This window comes from Pseudomonas sp. Hz4 (genome assembly GCF_054898165.1).
In genome coordinates this window covers 422,162-441,420 of the sequence record NZ_CM142719.1, presented here as the reverse complement: position 1 = coordinate 441,420, position 19,259 = coordinate 422,162, and the positions used below count along the sequence as shown (strand labels likewise).

The following is a 19,259-nucleotide window of genomic DNA, read 5'->3' as shown; positions in this document are numbered from 1 at the left end:
AAAGTCCTTGGTTGAGAACGCGTAAAGCCCCGAACGTCAATCCGGGGCTCGTTTATGGCTTATTTCAGGTTATTGCGCCTGATAAATTTGGTCGAACACACCGCCGTCGTTAAAGAATTTGGGTTGGGCCGTTTTCCAGCCGCCAAAGTCCTTGTCGATGGTCACCAGGTCCAGTGTCGGGAACTGCTTGGCGTACTTGGCGGCAATATCCTTGTCACGTGGACGATAGAAGTTTTTCGCCGCGATCTCCTGACCGGCCGGGCTGTAAAGGTGCTTGAGGTACGCTTCCGCGATCTCGGTGTTGCCCTTTTTCTCGGCGTTCTTGTCGACCACGGCGACTGGAGGTTCGGCGAGGATCGACAGCGAAGGCACGACAATGTCGAACTTGTCAGCACCGCCGTCTTCTTTCAGGGCCAGGAAGGCTTCGTTTTCCCAAGCCAGCAACACGTCGCCCTGACCGTTGTTGACGAAGGTAATGGTCGAACCGCGAGCACCGGTGTCCAGCACAGGAACGTGCTTGAACAGGGTTTGCACGTATTCCTTGGCCTTGGCTTCGTTACCGCCGTTGGCTTTCAGGCCATAGGCCCAGGCGGCGAGGAAGTTCCAGCGTGCGCCGCCGGAGGTTTTTGGGTTCGGGGTGATGACTTCCACGCCATTCTTGGTCAGGTCGCCCCAGTCCTTGATGCCTTTAGGGTTGCCCTTGCGCACCAGGAACACGATGGTCGAGGTGTACGGCGTGCTCGCCTCTGGCAGACGCTTCTGCCAATCCGCCGGCAGGGTCTTGCCGAGTTTGGCGATTTCGTCGATGTCACCGGCCAGGGCGAGGGTCACCACGTCGGCGCGCAGACCGTCGATCACCGCTCGGCCCTGCTTGCCCGAACCACCGTGGGACTGCTGGACTTTCACGTTGTCGCCAGCGTGTTCTTTCTTCCAGAAGCTGATGAATTCAGCGTTGTAGTCCTGATACAGCTCACGCGTCGGGTCGTACGACACGTTGAGCAGTTCGTAATCCTTGGCAACCGCGGAACCAGCAAAAAGGGCACTGGCCAAGGCGGCCAAAGCGAAATGACGAATCGACAACATGGTGAAAGCTCCTGGAATTCTGATTGTGTTGGCTTTTTTTATGGTGTGCTGGTATCGGGGTGCCGGTTTTTAACTCGGTTTGTTGCTTGGATTCTGCAAACGAAATTTTTCTTTGCGTTCGATCTGGACCACCTGGGCGTTGTGCACAGTGATCTCCACCGCGCCAAAACGCAGATCGCGCAAAGCGCTCTGGATCTCACGCAAAATGGTCGCCTCGTCCTGTCCGTCAACGCTACGCAGGGATGCGCTCATGGTGCTGCTCCTTCGACTAGAGGTGCCTGGCAGTGGCGGGACTGCTTGCGGCGTGAGAGCAATAGTAGACAAGCGCAGATATTCTTAAAAAGACTATTTAAGAATTTTTATATAACCAAAAAAATTGATCAGCGCTGGAGAATCTTGGGCGCACGCAACCCGTCCAGCTGTGCAGCCGGCACCGGCCGTCCAAACCAGTACCCCTGCCCCAGATCGCAGCTGTGTTCGAGCAGGAAACTCGCCTGCTCGACCTGCTCGATCCCCTCGGCATGAACCTGCATTCCCATGCTCTGGGCCAGCGCAATGATCACCCGCACAATCGCCGCGTCATCCTCATCCCACGGCAACCCGGCAACGAAGCCCTGATCGATCTTGAGTTTCTGTACCGGCAATCGCTTGAGGCGCAGCAGCGAAGAATGCCCCGTGCCGAAGTCATCGATGGCCAGCCGCACGCCAAGCTCGCGCAGCCGATGCATTTGTTCCAGCGCCACTTCCGGGTCTTCCATCACCGCACCTTCAGTGACTTCCAGCTCCAGACACGCCGGATCCAGCCCGGTTTCGTGCAACACCTGCGCCACCTGTTGGTACAGCTCGCGACGAGCAAACAAACGAGACGAAACATTCACCGCGACGAACGACAACAGCACACCCGCCGCCTGCCATTGGCACATCTGCTGACAGGCCTGCTGCATGACCCAGGCATCGATTTCGGCAATCAAACCAGTGCGCTCGGCGATGGGGATGAATTCTGCCGGCGACACCAGCCCGCGCTGCGGATGTTCCCAGCGCACCAGCGCTTCGACGCCAATCAGGCGACTGGTCTTGAGGTCGTGAACCGGCTGGTAATAAACCCGTAATTCCTGCTGTTCCAGCGCACGGCGCAATTCGAATGCGGTCTCGACCCGTCGCTGGGCATGGGCGGTCAATTCTTCGGTGTAGAGCGCGTAGCCGTCGCGGCCAGCACTTTTGGCCTTGAACAGTGCAGAGTCAGCGTTGCGCAACAATTGCTCGGCACTCAACGCATCGCCGGGGAACAGGCTGATGCCGATGCTGGTGTTGATAAACAACTGATGCCCGTCAATCTGGAACGGTTCTTTGAGACCCTCGATGATCCGCTGAGCCAGCGCCGCGGCATGCACCAACTGCGGGCAACTTTCAGCCAGCACGGCGAACTCATCACCGCCCAGCCGCGCCAGGGTGATCCCAGGTCCGAACATGGCTTTCAAGCGTTCTGCAACGGCCTTGAGCAGTTGGTCGCCGAGGGTGTGTCCGAGGCTGTCGTTGATCATCTTGAAGTGATCCAGATCGATCATCAGCAACGTACAGCCGCGCTTGTGAGTCTGCGCCGACGCCAGGGCCTGCTCGGCACGATCGGTGAACAACAGTCGATTGGGCAGATCGGTCAGTGGATCGTGATGGGCCAAATGCGTCAGTTCATGCTCGGAGTTCTTGATCGCACTGATGTCGGAAAACACCGCGACGTAATGGCTAACCCGCCGCCGGTCGTCGTGGATGATGCGGATAGTCTGCCATTGCGGGTAAATTTCGCCACTTTTGCGGCGGTTCCAGATTTCCCCACTCCACTCGCCAGTACTGTTAAGTGTCGCGAACATCGCCTGGTAGAAACCCGGCGGGTGATGACCGGACTTGAACAAACTGGGTTGCTGACCCAGCACTTCCTCACGCTGATAGCCGGTGATTTCCATAAAGGCCCGGTTCACATGAACGATCGAGCCTTTGCAATCAGTGACCAGCACCCCTTCACGGGTGCAATCGAACACCGCGGCAGCCTGACGCAAACGCTCGCGGTCTTCGGTGCGTTCACGCAACTTGGCACCGATCCCCAGGCAACGGAACAATCGCGCCCGAGCGAGGAAAATCAACCCGGTGCTGAACACCACCCAGGCGTAACCGTTGATCAGTTGCCATCGCATTAGCTCTGCAGAGCTATCGAAGAAACTGTTCAATAAATGGCCACTGAACTGCAGCCAACCGACAGAAACCAGAAGGTAAAGCAGTGCTGCGCGCAGAGCATCGCGATAGGTAGCAGACATTCGGCTGTCCATGTCCCTTCAAAAAGGATGGAATTATAGTTTAAAGACACATTCAGCCACTCTTATCAGAAAGGGTGACTGGTTTTATCTGTGGCCTTGGTGATAATGCAACAGCTGTTTTTTTCTTTATCGAGGGCCCAATAGCCTATGTGGTACGAAGGTTTTCTCGGCTTGTCGCCCTGGTCGCTGGTGGCAGTCACCCTGCTGATGACCCACGTGACGATTATCGGCGTCACGGTCTATCTGCACCGTTATTCAGCCCATCGCTCCCTGGAGCTCAATGCTGGCCTGAAACATTTCTTCCGCTTCTGGCTGTGGCTGACCACGGCGCAGAACACCCGTGAGTGGACCGCTATCCACCGCAAGCACCACGCCAAATGCGAAACCGTCGATGACCCGCACAGCCCGGTCATCAAGGGCCTCTCCACCGTTCTGCGCAAAGGCGCCGAGCTGTACCGCGCCGAAGCGGAAAACCCCGAGACCCTGCGCATCTACGGCAAGAACTGCCCCGAAGACTGGATCGAGCGCAACCTGTACAGCCGCTTTCCGATGCTGGGCGTGGCGATCATGGGCGTCATCGACCTGCTGCTGTTCGGCACCATTGGCATCACCATCTGGGCCGTCCAGATGATGTGGATTCCGGTGTGGGCCGCCGGCGTGGTCAATGGGCTTGGCCATGCTATCGGCTACCGCAACTTCGAATGCCGCGATGCGGCGACCAATCTGGTGCCTTGGGGCATCTTGATCGGCGGCGAAGAACTGCATAACAACCATCACACTTACCCTAATTCGGCAAAACTGTCGGTGAAGAAGTGGGAATTCGATCTCGGCTGGGCCTGGATCCAGGTCTTCAGCTTCCTGCGTCTGGCCAAGGTCCAGCGGGTCGCGCCAATCGCCCACCGGGTCGAAGGCAAAGGCAACCTGGACATGGACACCGCCATGGCGATCCTCAACAACCGCTTCCAGATCATGGCCCAGTACCGCAAATTGGTGATCGCACCGCTGGTCAAACAAGAGCTGGAAAAGGTCGATCACTCGGTCCGTCACCAGTTTCACCGTGCCAAGCGCCTGCTCTCGCGCGAAACCAGCCTGCTGGATGACAAACACCACATTCGTATCCAGACCATGCTCGAGCACAGTCAGGCGCTGAAGGTAATTTACGAGAAACGCCTGGCCTTGCAGCAGATCTGGGTCAAGACCAGCTCAAATGGTCACGATATGCTGGCTGCCATCAAGGAATGGGTACACGAAGCCGAAGCCAGCGGGATTCAATCCCTGCGCGACTTCGCCGATCAGTTGAAAACCTACTCCCTGCGCCCCGCCGCTGTCTGACGCCGTTGATCGGTGCGCCCCGGTTCGTGGGCGCACCCTTCGGAACTTAGCTCCAAATCCCCTATCTCAAAGACACTTCGCCATGTAGGCGTGCTTTGTAGTGGCCGCTTTCGAACCTCGAGCGGCACACGCCCTTTGAGACTTTGTGTCGATGGTCAATAAAAACCTACAAGACTCATCCCTCCCGCAGTGGCCCGAGGCCGCGCAAACTTTGCTGGCGCTGATGCATGCACAAGGCGAAGTGGCGCGCCTGAGCGAACGCGAGCAGCTGTTCAGCGCTCTGCTGGTAAGCGTCAACGCGGTGCTTTGGGCCTTCGACTGGGAATCCCGCCAGGTGCTCTATGTCAGCCCCGCGTATGAACGGATTTTCGGCCGCTGCGCAGGCCTGTTGCTGTCCGACTACAACCAATGGCGCGACAGCATTTACCCCGACGACCTGGACTATGCCGAACGCAGCCTGGCCGAGGTGCTGGTCAAAGGTGCCGTTGAAGACCGCGAGTACCGAATCATTGCCGCCGACGGCCAGGTCCGCTGGCTCAGTGACAAGTGCTTCATCAACCGCCAGGCCGAGCCAGGGCAACCCGTGATCATCGTCGGTATTGCCGAAGACATTACGGACAAGAAGCAGATGGAAACCGAGCTACAACGCTTGGCCACCACCGACGTGCTGACCCAGAGCAGCAACCGCCGACACTTCTTCGAATGTGCCCACCGTGAATTCGAACAGGCACTGCTCCAAGGCACGCCGCTGGCGTTCCTGCTGCTGGACATCGATGATTTCAAAGTGATCAATGATACCTACGGCCACCTGGAGGGCGACAACGTGCTGCAGCGGATCGCCGAGAGCGGTCGCGCAGCGTTGCGTCGCGGTGATGTGTTCGGGCGAATTGGCGGTGAGGAATTCGCAGCGGTGTTTCCCGGCTGCGCGCCAGACATGGCCATGCAGGTGGCCGAGCGCCTGCAACGGGAGATTCAGCGATTAAGCTTCACCCATGACGAGCAGACGTTCGGCATCACCGTCAGCCAGGGGCTGACCAGCCTCAACGCTGAGGACGAAAGCGTCGACAGCCTGTTTGCCCGCGCGGATGCGGCGATGTACGAAGCCAAACGCCAGGGCAAGAACCGCATCATTTCGGGCTAGGTTTTTGGATCATTCCCACGCAGAGCGTGGGAACGATCCAGGCTTATTTTTTGCGCAGACGCATCAATTCCGGCAATCCGATCTTGAGCAACCGCGCAGTCCGGCTCTTCGCCAGCGCCTCAATGCCTTCATGCTCCGTCAGACGCGCCAATTGGGCGGCCATGTTCATCACCAGCGCTTCGCGCGAGTAAACCCCCCCACCGAACTGGTAGACCGCCGCAATCAGCTCTCGCAGCTCCAGCGGCAGGCGCCAGCGAGTACGCAGCGCCGAACCATAAGCTGCGCCGAATTCGGCCAGCGCCTCGCCGACCTCCTCCCATTCATCCAGCTCACCACCGGCCTGCTTCCACTCCTGCAAACACCGCAACAGCGCAAGGTCGCCGAGGCGATGCAGCATACCGGCGCAATAACAGCGCTCCTGATCCAGATCCAGCAAGCGCGCCAAGGTCCGGCCATATTCGGCAGTGCGCAGCGATAACCCCCAATAGCGCTCGGCATAGTCGGCCAGCAACGGATCGCTGAGGCGGGCACTGCGCTTGAGGGCCAGCCCCAGAATCAGGTTCATGCTTTGCCCAGTGCCGAGGCGGTGCAATGCCTGGGACAGGGTTTGTACGGCAGTGCCATGGTGCTGGGCCGCGCTGTTGGCGGCGGCGATCAGCACGGCGGTGATCTGCGGATCAGTACGAATCTCGTCATGCAGCAATGCCAGATCGAGGCCGTTGGGATTGAGGCTGCGTTTGACCGCCAACTGTACGTCGGTCATCAGTGGTGCGCCGTCGGCCAGCTCACGTCGACGTTCCAGGTAAACCGACAAGGTCATGCCAGGCGCCAGCGAAGGCGCTTCGCAGGACACCTCTTCACCGGCGTTCAACAGCAAATCCTGCAAGCGCTGGGTCAGACTTTCCATATTCAGGGGCTTGGTCAGGTACGCCGCAGGCGTAAGGGGCAAGACTTCGCGCACGCTGGCGCTGTCGTTGCGACTGCTCATCAGAATGAACGGCAGCGGTGGATTGCGTTTGCGCCGGCGGACACTGCGCAAGACATTCAAACCATCGACGCCGGGCAATTCCCAGTCGACGATCACCAAGTCGTAAGGATTTTCCGCCAATAGGTGCAGCGCTTCCTGACCATCGGCACACAGATCCAGCCGTGCGTCGCAGCGCACATTCAACAAAACCTGCTTGAGGAGGTCGCGGGACCAAGGGTCGGCCTCGGCAATCAGCACACGCGGTGCAGCGGGTAACACCACAGCAGTCATTTACACACTCCAACGGTAGTGCGTGCACCTTAGTCAATGCTGGCCCTTCGATACAGTGCATTCGCATCGATGTGTTCCAAGGGCACAAAAAAACCCGCCGAAGCGGGTTTTTTTGTCGATCAGTTCACACATCGATCAGTGCAACTTAAATCAAAGCTCCGAGAAGCACTCTTCGATGATCGCCAAGCCTTTGTCCAGTTGCTCGTCCGGCGAAGTCAACGGTACCAGAACGCGCAGAACGTTGCCGTAAGTGCCACAGGACAGCAGGATCAGACCCTTGTCGCGAGCCTTGGCCACAACCGACGCCACTGCAGGAGCGTTCGGCTTGTGGCTGTCGCCGTCGACGAACAACTCGACCGCGATCATCGCGCCCAGGGCACGGACTTCGCCGATGACCGGGTACTTGGCCTGGATGGCTTTCAGGCCAGTGACCAGACGCTCGCCAACAGCCTTGCAGCGGTCCAGCAAGTGCTCTTCTTCGAACACTTCCATTACGGCCAACGCCGCGGCGCAAGCGATCGGGCTACCGGCGTAGGTGCCGCCCAGGCCGCCTGGAGCAATGGCGTCCATGTATTCCGCCTTGCCGCACACACCGGCCAACGGGAAACCACCAGCAATGGATTTGGCGAAGGTGGTCAGGTCGGCAGAAACGCCCATCTGTTCCATGGCAAAGAAGGTGCCGGTACGGCCCGCGCCGGTCTGTACTTCGTCAGCGATCAGCAGGATGCCGTGCTGGTCGCACAGAGCACGCAGACGCTTCATGAACTCTTTAGGCGCGACGTAGAAACCGCCTTCGCCCTGAACTGGCTCAATGATGATGGCCGCAATGTCACGCGGCTCAGCGTCGTTCTTGAAGATGCGTTCGATGCTGGCGATCGAATCGTCGATGCTCACACCGTGCAGTTCGTTCGGGTACAGCGCGCGGAAGATGCCGCCTGGCATCAGGCCCATGCCGGCCGAGTACGGCACGACTTTACCGGTCAGGCCCAGGGTCATCATGGTGCGACCGTGGTAAGCGCCAGTGAAGGCGATAACGCCGGCACGGCCAGTGGCGGCGCGGGCGATTTTCACGGCGTTTTCGACGGCTTCGGAACCGGTGGTCACCAGCAGGGTTTTCTTGGCGAAATCACCAGGAACCTTGGCGTTGATTTTTTCGCACAGCTCTACGTATGGCTCGTAAGCCAGTACCTGGAAGCAGGTGTGGGTCAGCTTGTTCAGCTGCGCGGTCACGGCGGCGATGATTTTCGGGTGCAGGTGACCGGTGTTCAGCACGGCGATGCCGCCGGCGAAGTCGATGAACTCGCGACCTTCAACGTCGGTCACGGTGGCGTTCTTCGCGGACTCGGCGAAGATCGGGTGAATCTGGCCAACACCGCGTGGTACAGCGGCTTCGCGGCGTTTCATCAGGGATGCGTTAGTCTTGCTCATAAAGTCCTCATTCACCGCTCATCGGGCGGCGTGGTTCAAGGAAAATGCGGCGGGGAGGCAACTACGGCAGCATGCGATGATCGACTGCCATAGCTTTCCCAGCCACAGAGAAAATTCCGTTTGAAGCGCACAAAGGGACAGCGCTCTCGTGCCCTTTGCGCTTGAAGCAATGCCTTGCCGGACTGATTAGATGCCCAGGCAGAGGTATTTGATTTCCAGGTAATCTTCGATGCCGTACTTGGAGCCTTCACGGCCCAGGCCCGAAGCCTTGATGCCACCGAACGGCGCGACTTCGTTGGAGATCAACCCGGTGTTGACGCCGACCATGCCGTATTCCAGGGCTTCAGCCACACGGAACACACGACCCAGGTCGCGAGCATAGAAGTACGAAGCCAGACCGAACTCGGTGTCGTTGGACATCGCGATCACTTCGGCTTCGTCTTTGAAGCGGAACAGCGGAGCCAATGGACCGAAGGTTTCTTCCTTGGCCACGGCAGCGTTCTTCGGCACGTTGATCAGAATGGTCGGTTCGAAGAAGTTGCCTTCCATGACCTTGCCACCCGCCAGAACGGTTGCGCCTTTGCTGATCGCATCAGCAATGTGCTCTTGAACCTTGGCCACGGCTTTTTCGTCGATCAGCGGGCCAGTGGTGGTGCCTTCTTCCAGACCGTTGCCGATCTTGAGTTTGGCCACAGCCACTTTCAGCTTCTCGGCGAACGCGTCGTAGACCGAATCCTGAATGTACAGACGGTTGGCACAGACGCAGGTCTGGCCGTTGTTGCGGTACTTGGAAATGATCGCGCCTTCGACGGCCTTATCCAGGTCCGCGTCGTCGAACACGATGAACGGCGCGTTGCCGCCCAGTTCCAGAGAAACTTTCTTGATGTCCTTGGCACATTCGGCCATCAGCTGACGGCCGATCTCGGTCGAACCAGTGAAGGACAGTTTGCGCACGATCGGGTTGCTGGTCAGCTCGCTGCCGATGTCGCCAGCACTGCCGGACACAACACTGAACACGCCGTTCGGAATGCCGGCACGCTGGGCCAGTTCAGCCAAAGCAAATGCCGAGAATGGAGTTTGCGAAGCAGGCTTGAGCACCATGGTGCAACCGGCGGCCAGCGCCGGGCCGGCTTTACGGGTGATCATTGCGGCCGGGAAGTTCCACGGGGTGATTGCAGCGGTCACGCCGATTGGCTGCTTGATCACGATCAGGCGCTTGTCTGGCTGGTGGCCCGGAATCACGTCACCGTAGACGCGCTTGGCTTCTTCGGCGAACCACTCGATAAAGGAAGCGGCGTAAACAATTTCGCCCTTGGCTTCGGCCAATGGCTTGCCCTGTTCCAGGGTCATCAGGCGAGCCAGGTCGTCCTGGTTTTCGATGATCAGTTCGAACCAGCGACGCAGCTTGTTCGCACGGTCCTTGGCGGTCAATGCACGCCAGGCCGGCAGCGCTTTGTCAGCGGCTTCGATCGCACGGCGGGTTTCGGCAGCGCCCATTTTCGGCACAGTGCCCAGAATTTCGCCCGTTGCCGGGTTGTTGACCTTGATCGTCTGACCATTGTCCGCATCAACCCAAGCGCCATCGATAAAGGCTTGCTGGCGGAACAACTGGGTGTCTTTAAGCTGCATGTCGGCTTTCCTTAACAGCACCGCGGCGAGCGCGGAGCGAATTATGATTGTAGAAAGGCGCCTTATAGGCTGCCGTCAGGGAAATCATTCACCGGGCTGAAGCACATAAATAGCGCACTGATTGAAACTCGTGCGGTTCAGCACCCAGACAAGAGCGTTTGAAATCTCAAACGAATCCTAGGATCAAAGGGGGTAAAGGACAATAGCCTGTTCGAAAAAAAGAACGAAAACGCCGCATTTGCTTAATTTTTCTGATCAACGTAGCAAACACAGGTTACGCTTTGGAAAACCGCAGGCGATTCAGCAGCATGGACGCGCGCAGCGCATATGAGTATCATGGCGCCCGCATTGCACCAGTAGCTCAGCTGGATAGAGTACTGCCCTCCGAAGGCAGTGGTCGTGGGTTCGAATCCCGCCTGGTGCACCATATAGCAGTCTAGACCTGTCTCAGACAGTCTACGAAACACCCCAAGAAGCCCGCCCTGTGCGGGCTTTCTTGTTTCTGGCTATCCCTCCCTGTCTACCCCTATAACTTCACGCCGTGTATGCCCACGTGTATGCTTTGAGATTCATTGAACTGGAGGCATACACGCAGTGAAGCGTACTGAAATCAAACGCCGCCCACTGGCCGACACTACTCTTGCAGGCTTGGAGCCAGAGAGTGCGACGTACCGGGAGCAAGACGGCAACGGCTTGTATTTTCGGGTCAAGGCAAACGGACAGAAGTCTTGGGAGTTGCGCTACAAAAAGCCAGACGGGAAATGGTCCTGGCTTGGCTTAGGCGGTTACCCCGAAATCAGTGGCTCGCTAGCCAGGCAGAAGGCGGCGCAACTGCGGGATGACGCATCGACTGGTAAAAATCCTTTAGTCAGTAAGCAGGCTCGCAAGATTGCGGACCGGGTGGCTGCCAACAACACTTTCGAAGCATTAGGACGCGAATGGTTTGAGGCTAGGCGCTCAAGCTGGGAAGCCGGTACGTCCCGTCGAGTCCTTGGTGCCCTGGAGCTTCACGTATTCCCCGTTTTCGGCAAACGCATCTACACAGAAATACTGCCCCTTGAATGGATGGAGTTTCTGCGCGGCATGGAGCAGAAAGGGATCATTGAGCAAATGGGCAGAGTTCGGGCCTTCTGCAAAGAGATCTACGACTTGGCACGCGTGACAGGCCGAGCGATCCACAACCCCCTTGAAGGCCTTAATAAATTTCTTCAGACACGTAGTGCTGAAAATTATGCACACGTATCAATAGAAGAGCTGCCTGCATTACTTCGAGCTATCAACTCTTACCCTCACGCAAAGGATGTCCGTCTTGGGCTTCGTTTGCTTGCTCTGTTAGCGGCACGCCCGAGCGAGATAAGAGAAGCACGCTGGTCAGAAATCGATCTCAACAAAAAGTTGTGGACGATTCCAGCCGAGAGAATGAAGCGTCGACGCGAGCATGTGGTGCCTCTATCTCGGCAGGCCATTGAATCGATAACGGAGCTGCGCACGCTGACAGGCGCATACCCCCTTCTCTTCCCTGGAAGAAAAGATCGAACTATTCCCCGTAGCAATACCGTCTTTTTGATGGCGCTGCGCAGGCTGGGATATGCGGGCCGGCAAACGGGCCATGGTTTCCGTCACATTGCTAGCACGATCCTTAATGAACAGGGATTCGACGAAAACCACATTGAGGCTCAGCTCTCTCATGTAAAAGAGGGAATAGCAGGTGTGTACAACAAGGCGGTGTATTTGCCACAGCGCAAAGTCATGATGCAGTGGTATGCAGACCATCTTGACGAACTGGTGCAAGGCAACATTGTTGAGGGCCAATTTGGAAAGGCAGTCTGACACCCATCAAATATCGGTGTGACAGGTGTTTCGCGTGTAACACAGCTCAGCATCATGTTGATTTATAAGGTTTTATTCCCTGTAACACGCTTTCAGTTTTGTGCTGGTGGTATATGTAACAGGACAAAAAGGTGTAACACATGACTAGAGCCAATCGCGTGCTGCTGGCAACTACAATGTTGGAAAATCACCGGCAGTGTGCGCTGCTTAAACTAACCAAATGGGGCATGGGGAGCCTGAATGACTGATTTTCCGACGTTGGAATTCTTAAAGAAGAAATACGGCAGCGTCTGCATTCCACTGGATATCGTGAGACGCCATTACGCTAGCCACTTGGGGATGCCACAACTTCTACGCAAAATCCGAGAGGGGAAGATAACGCTGCGCGTAGTGAAAGGGGACTGGGGTGGCCAGACGCAGCGGGTGGTCTACCTTCACGATTTAGCGCAATGGATTGATGGTGCCGACTGGAAGACGATCTATCCGCCGGGCTGGAACGATACACCCGTTGATGACGACCGTTCGTCGGAGTGATCTGGTGCGTCTAGTAGGCGTCTTGCGGCCAACTAGATGTTATGTGGATAAGATCCGCATGCCGAAATCTTGCTAGTTTCCTTAATCAAATAAACCGCATAAATAGATGGCCCTGTGACCTTCCACAACCACAGGGGACCATCAATGACTACCACTACCCAAGATTCAACACGCGACGCTACCGAAAAAACAGCACTTAAAAATATCGCTGTCTCTACGCCCGTTTTTGGTTTGATGACGTCAAACCAAGTTGCCGCCGCGCTCGCGCTCTCCAACAAAACTCTCGCTGCATGGCGTAGTTCAGGGCGCAGTCCACTGCCCTTTCTCAGACTCGGTTCTCGGGTGCGTTATCGCTCAGAGGATGTTCTTGCATGGCTCCAGAGCCGGATGTGTTCCGCTGCTAGCGATGCTGCGCGAGGGCCACTCTGATGAGTAGAGTCGGACAGACGCAAAATATTTTCACGCTCGCCTCGTCACGATCTGTGCCCCTCTTGGTCCAAGAAAACGCGTTGCCCTCGAGTCTAGGAGTGAAGGAAAGCGACCTAGAGCTGGGACGTTTCGATCCAACTGCAACGCTCATCCGCATCCCCACGGTGATGTCCATTACTGGCATTGGCCGAGCCACCGTTTACAAGCTCATGAGCCAGCCCGAAAGTGGCTTTCCGCAGCCTGTAAAACTTACCGACAGCGTTGCCCGTGGCGCTCCAGTAGCCTGGGTTTTGTCTGAAGTTTTGAATTGGACACGTGCACGTATTGCCGCTCGCGACCAGGCAGCAGCATGAGACTACCTGTAGCCAACAGGGCCGAGCTCAGGCCGTTCTCAGTTCTTCGCGAGATCGGTCTATCGGCTTCCCACATGCAACGCCTCGAGCGCTACCGAACCAAACACGAACGCCTTAATCGCGTCGTGGGAGTGCTGAGGTGGCCTGATGGAACGTGGTGCGCCCTCGCCATCCACAGCGAAAAATTCAATGCCGTGATTGTCGACGAAGGCCAGCAAGCGGCTGCCTACGAGGATGCTCGCTCCATGATCGATGGAGACTACCTGCCCCTGCTTTCCCTGCGCTGGGAAACCCATGCCTGAAACGAAAACGCCTCCGGGGGCGATCCGGAGGCGTTGAGGTAAATCTACATGCACGAACAATTTATGCCGCTCCAGAAAAATCCGCAAGCCATCAACGCAGTTGCACTTTCGAAAAACGGACGTTACCCTCTGACCGTCGCTGCAAAATCAGCGACCGGGTTTGACGGCCCGATCAACAATAGGCGCACAGGCGCCCCCATTACGATTGCAGGCGCTTTTTTTGTGCCCGCATTCCCGTTTTATGGTGGCTGTGCGTGGGAGACCTTCGGGTCTGCCGGGTTCCTATTGTCCCGGTCCGTCAACCTGCGCACAGCTACCACCCTAATTCGTTTGACGGCGGACGGTGGTAGCTCCTCAACAATAGGAGTTTCGCCATATGCACGCCCTCAATCCGTTCAAAATTCGCGCCGCTGCACACCGTGCAATGGCTCTCGCCGCTTTACACGCCAACTCCAGTCTCGCCACTCGTCTTGCCCGCTTCAACAACCACATGGCCAAAGCCCGCGCACTCGAAACCGCAGGCGGTGCCCAATGAACAACGCCCTGAGTTGCGCCCTGCCCGAAGATCTTCTTTGCGTCAGCATGAACGCCGAAGCCGGTGTTCCGATCGACGCCATCACCTGCGCCATTGCTCGCGCCGATTCGGTGCTGACGCTGCTTGAAGATCACTTCGAAAGCGAATCCTCGCGGCTCGCCAATCACGTGATCGCAGCCGTCCTTTGGGACGTGCGCGGCACTCTCGGCCTGATCAAAACCCTCGCCTTGCACGGTGACACCACCTCCATTCCGGCTGCGCAGAAAGGCGGTGCGCTATGACCACCTCCACTACCCGTGGTCACGCCACATTTACTCGCGTGAATGCCACCGATTTGAAGTTGTTCCGGGTCAATGCCGGAGTACCGGTCGAGGATGCACTGGAGATGGTTTCCCTGCTGCAACATCACGCCAATCAGCTGAACTTCGACGCCGCTATGAGCGACCACGGCGAGCGTTTCAGTTGGCCTGCTCTGTACCTTGGCGAGATGGCCAAAGCATTGATCGACGACATCAACGACGCGCTGTTTTTGGCGAGGGCGGACGCATGAGCCAACGCCCGAGTAACTCCGCGAAACGTCCCAGCTTCGCCGACGTGAAAACCGCCGCACTGAAAGACATTGATCGTGTCCTGTCGCACTGGCTGCCCAATGGCAAGCGCGTAGACGGTGGCAAGGAATACACCGCACCGAATCCGACCCGCAGCGACAAGCGCGCCGGTTCGCTCAAGATCAATTTGAGCAAGGGCACCTGGGCCGACTTCGCCACCGGTGACAAGGGCGGTGACCTGATCGATCTGGTGCGCTATCTGGACGGCGGCACCGACGTCGAGGCTGTAACAAACTGGCAGATCAGCTCAACGTATCGCCCGACGCCGCCCAGGCCAAGCCAGCGCCCGCCAAGGCAAAAGCACCTGAGTGGATTGCCATTCAGCCGATCCCGGCCGAGGCCATGAACAAGTGTCCGGCCAAGCATCGGCAACACGGCGCGCCGTCCAAGGTTTGGATCTACCGCGACGCGCAGGGCCAGCCGCTTATGGCGCTTTACCGCTTCGACCTCGCGCCGGATGAAGACGGCAAACCGAAGAAAGTCTTTGCTCCCCTGACATGGTGTCAGCGCGCCGATGGCCAAACCACGCAATGGCGCTGGCAGGGTCTGCCCGATCCGCGTCCACTGCTGCGCCTTGACGAACTGACCCAGCGCGCTGACGCACCGGTTATTCTCTGCGAAGGCGAGAAAGCTGCCGACGCCGCCGCCGAACTGTTGCCCGGCTACGCGGCCACCTGCTGGCCGAATGGCTCCAACTCCTGGCACAAAGCCGACCTGACACCGCTCAAGGGTCGCGAAGTGCTGTTGTGGCCGGACAACGATGTCAGCGGCAAAGCCTGCATGGAAGCCGTTGCCGATAAGCTGCGTGAAATCGGCGCCGCGTCGGTTCGGGTCATCGCGCTGGAGGTGTTCAAACGCAAGCCCACGCTGAAGAACGACCGCGCCGTCTTCGCCAAAGGTGGTCAATGGGATGACGGCGACGATGCGGCCGATGCGCTCGCCAAAGGCTGGACAGCCGCTCATATTGCCGAGCTGGAAAGCAGCGGTGAACTGTTCGGGCTGGCTGTCGTAAAGCCGGTACCCGATCACACCGAGACCAAGCCGGAACCGAAGGCAAAAGCAGCAGCCAAGCGTCCCGTTAAATCGAAAAACGACCTGATGCCCGGAGGCTTTCGCCTCACCTCCGAAGGCGTGTTTTATGCCAGCGACGACGGCGAGGCGCGCCCCGTGTGTTCGCCTCTGGAAATACTGGCCCGCACTCGCGACGACAAAGGGCAGAACTGGGGCCTACTGGTGGAGTTCGACGATCCCGACGGCGCCAAGAAACGTTGGAACATCCCGGCGCGCACCATGACCGGCGACTTCGGCAAAGACGTGCTTGGCCCGTTGGTGGACATGGGTCTGCGTCTCGCCGGTAGTCGCTCCGGACGCAATGCACGCAATGACCTACAAAGTTACCTCGGCGGCTTCGACAGCACGCAACGGGCACGACTGGTCACCCGCTTGGGCTGGCACGACAGCGCCTTTCTGCTGCCAGAGCAACAGGTCGGCGCACACAGCGAACACCTGCACTTTTACGAGGCGGGTTCTCAGCTTCCGCCGATCAGCGAAGCAGGCTCACTTGAGCAGTGGCAGGAGCAGATCGGCGCACTGTGCGTCGGCAATCATCGATTGGCGTTCGTCGTCGGCGTGGCCTTTGCTGGCCCGCTGCTGCACATGCTCGGCCATGAGTCGGGCGGCTTCCACTTGTACGGCGACAGTTCAGGCGGCAAGACCACGCACCTGCAAGTTGCTGCCTCGATCTACGGCGGGCCGCGTCTGGTGCGTTCGTGGCGTTCCACCGACAATGCGCTGGAATCCATCGCCGCCGCGCATTCCGATGGGCTTCTGGTGCTGGATGAAATCGGCATGTGCGATCCGCGCATCATCGGCGAGACGGTGTACATGCTCGGCAACGGCACTGGCAAGGCACGCGCCAATGATCGAGGGCAAGCAGGCCGACAGGTACAGGAGTGGCGTCTGCTGTTTCTCTCCACCGGAGAGAAGACGCTGGCTCAGCACATGGCCGAAGCCAACAAGGAACTGAAAGCGGGCATGGAGGTACGCATGCTCGCCGTTCCGGCCGATGCGAGCAAAGGCCTCGGCATGTTCGATGCCTTGAACGGCTTTGAGGATGCGGCGTCACTGGCTGACGCGCTCAAGGCGCGGGTAGCGAAGTATTACGGCACTCCACTCACCGCTTTCCTCACGGCGCTGTGCGAACCGGGCAAACGTCACGGTTGGTCCACCATCCTGCGTCGCACGCTGGAAGGGTTTATCGCTCAGTCGCTACCAGCCTCGGCCAGCGGACAGGCACACCGGGCAGCCGCTCGTTTCGGCCTCGCGGCCGCAGCGGGTGAGCTGGCCACCGCGATGGGTATCACCGGCTGGCCGGATGGAACCGCCACCACCGCCGCTCGCGTATGCCTCAACGCCTGGATGAGCGAGCGTGGCGGCGCCGGGAACTTCGAAGGTGATGCGATCTTGGCGCGGCTGCGCCAGGTCATTGAGCGCTTCGGCGAAAGCCGTTTTACCCGCTGGGAATCGGCGGCGGCAAAGATCGACGAACACGGCCCGCGCACCATCGACCGCCTCGGCTTTCGCAAGACGCTGGAGCACGGCTTGGGCGACTCCCTTCACACCACCAATACCTACTACGTGCTGCCCGAGTTATGGCGCTCGGAGATCTTCCGGGGCATGAACATCAACGCCGTGAACAAAGAGCTGCTACAGCGCGGCGTGCTGGAACCGGGAGGTGATGGCAAGGCATCGAGTTCGATCCGGTTGCCCGGCCTCGGCACGCAACGCTGCTACGTCGTGAAGACGATTCCGGGAATGGATGAGAGCGAGGCTCGGGCTGCCTGAGGGCATCTCTGCTGATCGAGGTAGCGCCGGCTTGTTCCCGGCCTCGCCAGCCACTCAACCAACCCCAATCGAATTGAACAGAGACAAAACACATGAACGAGATTCAAGACCTGAAAGACCGTCGCGACCAACTGCTGAGCGAGGCAGAACGACTGCACGCCGAACTGCTATCCCTTGAGGCCGTGCTGGAAAGTGAAGAACCCATCGAACCTGATCGGAAACGCGAACTACGGGACAAGTACAACGAACTGAAAAGGAATTTCGATTCGCGCAACAACAATGCCGACCTTCTAAATCGGAAAATCAGTCGCCGTGAGAACCTCGCCAATTGCGACTCCTTGATGGTGGGTTACATCGAGGCGATGGATAACTGGACCGCTGATGAGCAGGAGCTGAACGAAAAGCGCCAGAGCCTCAGCACCCGCCTGGCACAGATCCAACAACAGGCGGTTGAGGACATGGCCAAAGCCCGTCAGGCCGAAACAGACGCCGCCACTGCGTACGCGCAGGCCGTCGCTTGGGGCGACACCGAAGGCGAGGAGACCGCCAACGCCGACGCACAAAAGGCCGCGAAGAATCTTACAGCGGCCGCCGAACATAACCGTCGGCAAACACTGATGATGACTGCTCTGGAACAGGAGCTGGTTACCGTAGATAAATACATCGCCGAAGCACAGGAAAAGCATAAGGGGATAGAACGCACCGCCCTCTGGCTCTCGCAGACGGTACTGGAGGAGCAATGGAACGAGGCCGCAAAAGCGTTGTTCGAGGTGGGTGGAAGGCTGTGGGCCAATTACAACCTGCTGGGGCTTGATCAGGTAAACCTTATGAAACTGGCCGTTCCAGAGGAAGGCGAAAACTTCGGGAAGTGGACGTGGCACGAGCTTTCCGACCGCTCTCGTCAATACAGCGCACGGGACTTAGTCCAGCTCAACAGTCTGCCGATACCGCAACAGCCCGAAGATCTGAGCAATCCAGAACAACGCGAGGATGAACGCAATGAACAAGCCACTACAGAACAGCGCGAGCTGGTCTGACACGCTCAGAACTCGGAAAGCCCATCTGAATGCCTTGCTGAAAACCATCGACGCGCGTCCGGGTAAAACCAGTCAGATACAAACACTGACCATAAACGCGATTAAAGCGGAAATGGCGCATATTGAAAGCCAACTGAATCGCCGAAAATAGTGCTGAACTTGTTAACAGCGCTACCATCCTAATAAATACTTACAGACTCTCAGAATAAGGGAAACAAAATGTCCAAACTCGCAGAATACCGGCAGCTGGAAAAAAATCTCGCCGAGCAACTCCAGGCACTGGAAGCACTGAAAGGTGATGATGGACTGAAGAAAGAAATCGAATTCGAAACGAAGCTGCGCAAGCTGCTCGAGCATTACGGTTTTAGCCTGAAGCACATCATCAACCTGCTCGATCCGAAGACGACTGCCCGACGCCAATCTGCGGCTCCCGCCGCCAGCACACGCAAACCACGCGAACTCAAGATCTACAAAAACCCGAATACCGGGGAAGTGATCGAAACCAAGGGTGGGAATCACAAAGCGTTGAAAGAGTGGAAAGCAGAGCACGGTGCCGACGTCGTCGAGGGATGGCTGAAGAAGTAAGACAGCATCATCTGAAAAAGGGCCC

At 58.0% G+C, this 19,259-nt stretch carries 18 protein-coding genes, 1 tRNA gene and 1 pseudogene; 14 read left to right on the top strand and 6 right to left on the bottom strand.

Annotation, left to right across the window (positions count from 1 at the left end):
- Positions 1-69: 69 nt before the first annotated feature.
- The 3 genes from ACYZTR_RS01950 to dibA form a co-directional block, all read right to left on the bottom strand.
- Complete coding sequence (locus tag ACYZTR_RS01950; protein ID WP_461979551.1) at positions 70-1,080, bottom strand: sulfate ABC transporter substrate-binding protein; 1,011 nt, start codon at positions 1,078-1,080, stop codon at positions 70-72.
- Between the two features lie 72 nt (positions 1,081-1,152).
- Complete coding sequence (gene oscA, locus ACYZTR_RS01945) at positions 1,153-1,335, bottom strand: sulfur starvation response protein OscA (RefSeq protein ID WP_007945260.1); 183 nt, start codon at positions 1,333-1,335, stop codon at positions 1,153-1,155.
- Positions 1,336-1,463: 128 nt separating this feature from the next.
- Complete coding sequence (dibA, locus tag ACYZTR_RS01940) at positions 1,464-3,389, bottom strand: phosphodiesterase DibA (RefSeq protein ID WP_461976012.1); 1,926 nt, start codon at positions 3,387-3,389, stop codon at positions 1,464-1,466.
- A 147-nt stretch (positions 3,390-3,536) separates the two neighbouring features.
- Here dibA and desA point away from each other — a divergent pair, with 147 nt between their 5' ends.
- Both desA and ACYZTR_RS01930 read left to right on the top strand, forming a co-directional pair.
- On the top strand, positions 3,537-4,721 hold the full coding sequence (desA, locus tag ACYZTR_RS01935; protein ID WP_461976010.1) for a delta-9 fatty acid desaturase DesA: 1,185 nt from the start codon (positions 3,537-3,539) through the stop codon (positions 4,719-4,721).
- A gap of 151 nt (positions 4,722-4,872) precedes the next feature.
- Positions 4,873-5,862 (top strand): GGDEF domain-containing protein, encoded by a 990-nt coding sequence (locus ACYZTR_RS01930; protein ID WP_461979549.1) that lies wholly within the window; start codon positions 4,873-4,875, stop codon positions 5,860-5,862.
- Between the two features lie 43 nt (positions 5,863-5,905).
- On the opposite strand, the gene ACYZTR_RS01925 is transcribed toward ACYZTR_RS01930, so the two are convergent.
- From ACYZTR_RS01925 to gabD, 3 genes are all read right to left on the bottom strand, one after another.
- On the bottom strand, positions 5,906-7,120 hold the full coding sequence (locus ACYZTR_RS01925; RefSeq protein ID WP_461976008.1) for an HDOD domain-containing protein: 1,215 nt from the start codon (positions 7,118-7,120) through the stop codon (positions 5,906-5,908).
- Positions 7,121-7,270: 150 nt separating this feature from the next.
- Entirely contained in the window at positions 7,271-8,548 is a 1,278-nt protein-coding gene (gene gabT / locus ACYZTR_RS01920) for a 4-aminobutyrate--2-oxoglutarate transaminase (protein WP_461976006.1), read from the bottom strand.
- 186 nt (positions 8,549-8,734) lie between these two features.
- Complete coding sequence (gene gabD, locus ACYZTR_RS01915) at positions 8,735-10,177, bottom strand: NADP-dependent succinate-semialdehyde dehydrogenase (protein ID WP_461976004.1); 1,443 nt, start codon at positions 10,175-10,177, stop codon at positions 8,735-8,737.
- A gap of 350 nt (positions 10,178-10,527) precedes the next feature.
- Here gabD and ACYZTR_RS01910 point away from each other — a divergent pair.
- The 12 genes and pseudogenes from ACYZTR_RS01910 to ACYZTR_RS01855 all read left to right on the top strand — a co-directional run bounded on the left by ACYZTR_RS01910 (position 10,528) and on the right by ACYZTR_RS01855 (position 19,234).
- A tRNA-Arg gene (locus tag ACYZTR_RS01910) sits at positions 10,528-10,604 on the top strand.
- 167 nt (positions 10,605-10,771) lie between these two features.
- Positions 10,772-12,007 (top strand): tyrosine-type recombinase/integrase, encoded by a 1,236-nt coding sequence (locus ACYZTR_RS01905; protein WP_461976002.1) that lies wholly within the window; start codon positions 10,772-10,774, stop codon positions 12,005-12,007.
- Positions 12,008-12,247: 240 nt separating this feature from the next.
- A complete protein-coding gene (locus ACYZTR_RS01900) occupies positions 12,248-12,541 on the top strand; it encodes a pyocin activator PrtN family protein (protein ID WP_461976000.1) in 294 nt (97 codons plus the stop codon).
- A 144-nt stretch (positions 12,542-12,685) separates the two neighbouring features.
- Positions 12,686-12,970, top strand: coding sequence for a helix-turn-helix domain-containing protein (locus ACYZTR_RS01895; RefSeq protein WP_461975998.1), 285 nt, complete (start codon positions 12,686-12,688; stop codon positions 12,968-12,970).
- Between the two features lie 98 nt (positions 12,971-13,068).
- On the top strand, positions 13,069-13,323 hold the full coding sequence (locus tag ACYZTR_RS01890) for a helix-turn-helix transcriptional regulator (protein WP_461975997.1): 255 nt from the start codon (positions 13,069-13,071) through the stop codon (positions 13,321-13,323).
- Positions 13,320-13,625 carry a hypothetical protein gene (locus ACYZTR_RS01885; RefSeq protein ID WP_461975995.1) on the top strand — a complete coding sequence of 102 codons (306 nt, stop codon included), beginning with the start codon at positions 13,320-13,322 and terminating at the stop codon, positions 13,623-13,625. Before ACYZTR_RS01890 ends, ACYZTR_RS01885 begins: the two co-directional genes overlap by 4 nt.
- 376 nt (positions 13,626-14,001) lie before the next feature.
- On the top strand, positions 14,002-14,160 hold the full coding sequence (locus ACYZTR_RS01880; protein ID WP_461975994.1) for a hypothetical protein: 159 nt from the start codon (positions 14,002-14,004) through the stop codon (positions 14,158-14,160).
- Entirely contained in the window at positions 14,157-14,441 is a 285-nt protein-coding gene (locus ACYZTR_RS01875; protein ID WP_461975992.1) for a hypothetical protein, read from the top strand. Before ACYZTR_RS01880 ends, ACYZTR_RS01875 begins: the two co-directional genes overlap by 4 nt.
- The gene (locus tag ACYZTR_RS01870) at positions 14,438-14,710 is read left to right on the top strand and encodes a DUF3077 domain-containing protein (protein ID WP_305448325.1); all 273 of its coding nucleotides are present in this window, start codon (positions 14,438-14,440) and stop codon (positions 14,708-14,710) included. The genes ACYZTR_RS01875 and ACYZTR_RS01870 overlap by 4 nt, the downstream gene beginning before the upstream one ends.
- Positions 14,707-17,612 (top strand): annotated as a pseudogene (locus ACYZTR_RS01865) (DUF927 domain-containing protein). The gene ACYZTR_RS01870 and the pseudogene ACYZTR_RS01865 overlap by 4 nt, the downstream one beginning before the upstream one ends.
- Positions 17,613-17,704: 92 nt before the next feature.
- Entirely contained in the window at positions 17,705-18,649 is a 945-nt protein-coding gene (locus ACYZTR_RS01860; protein WP_461975990.1) for a chromosome segregation protein SMC, read from the top strand.
- Between the two features lie 219 nt (positions 18,650-18,868).
- Positions 18,869-19,234: a histone-like nucleoid-structuring protein, MvaT/MvaU family gene (locus ACYZTR_RS01855; RefSeq protein ID WP_461975988.1), complete on the top strand. Its 366-nt coding sequence runs from the start codon at positions 18,869-18,871 to the stop codon at positions 19,232-19,234.
- The last annotated feature ends 25 nt before the right edge of the window (positions 19,235-19,259 follow it).

Excerpts from the sequence above, each read along its gene's own strand:
- oscA (WP_007945260.1), bottom strand. The coding sequence starts at position 1,335 with ATGAGCGCATCCCTGCGTAGCGTTGACGGACAGGACGAGGCGACCATT.
- dibA (WP_461976012.1), bottom strand. The coding sequence starts at position 3,389 with ATGTCTGCTACCTATCGCGATGCTCTGCGCGCAGCACTGCTTTACCTT.
- desA (WP_461976010.1), top strand. The coding sequence starts at position 3,537 with ATGTGGTACGAAGGTTTTCTCGGCTTGTCGCCCTGGTCGCTGGTGGCA.
- ACYZTR_RS01930 (WP_461979549.1), top strand. The coding sequence starts at position 4,873 with ATGGTCAATAAAAACCTACAAGACTCATCCCTCCCGCAGTGGCCCGAG.
- ACYZTR_RS01925 (WP_461976008.1), bottom strand. The coding sequence starts at position 7,120 with ATGACTGCTGTGGTGTTACCCGCTGCACCGCGTGTGCTGATTGCCGAG.
- gabT (WP_461976006.1), bottom strand. The coding sequence starts at position 8,548 with ATGAGCAAGACTAACGCATCCCTGATGAAACGCCGCGAAGCCGCTGTA.
- gabD (WP_461976004.1), bottom strand. The coding sequence starts at position 10,177 with ATGCAGCTTAAAGACACCCAGTTGTTCCGCCAGCAAGCCTTTATCGAT.
- ACYZTR_RS01900 (WP_461976000.1), top strand. The coding sequence starts at position 12,248 with ATGACTGATTTTCCGACGTTGGAATTCTTAAAGAAGAAATACGGCAGC.
- ACYZTR_RS01895 (WP_461975998.1), top strand. The coding sequence starts at position 12,686 with ATGACTACCACTACCCAAGATTCAACACGCGACGCTACCGAAAAAACA.
- ACYZTR_RS01885 (WP_461975995.1), top strand. The coding sequence starts at position 13,320 with ATGAGACTACCTGTAGCCAACAGGGCCGAGCTCAGGCCGTTCTCAGTT.
- ACYZTR_RS01880 (WP_461975994.1), top strand. The coding sequence starts at position 14,002 with ATGCACGCCCTCAATCCGTTCAAAATTCGCGCCGCTGCACACCGTGCA.
- ACYZTR_RS01875 (WP_461975992.1), top strand. The coding sequence starts at position 14,157 with ATGAACAACGCCCTGAGTTGCGCCCTGCCCGAAGATCTTCTTTGCGTC.
- ACYZTR_RS01870 (WP_305448325.1), top strand. The coding sequence starts at position 14,438 with ATGACCACCTCCACTACCCGTGGTCACGCCACATTTACTCGCGTGAAT.
- ACYZTR_RS01860 (WP_461975990.1), top strand. The coding sequence starts at position 17,705 with ATGAACGAGATTCAAGACCTGAAAGACCGTCGCGACCAACTGCTGAGC.
- ACYZTR_RS01855 (WP_461975988.1), top strand. The coding sequence starts at position 18,869 with ATGTCCAAACTCGCAGAATACCGGCAGCTGGAAAAAAATCTCGCCGAG.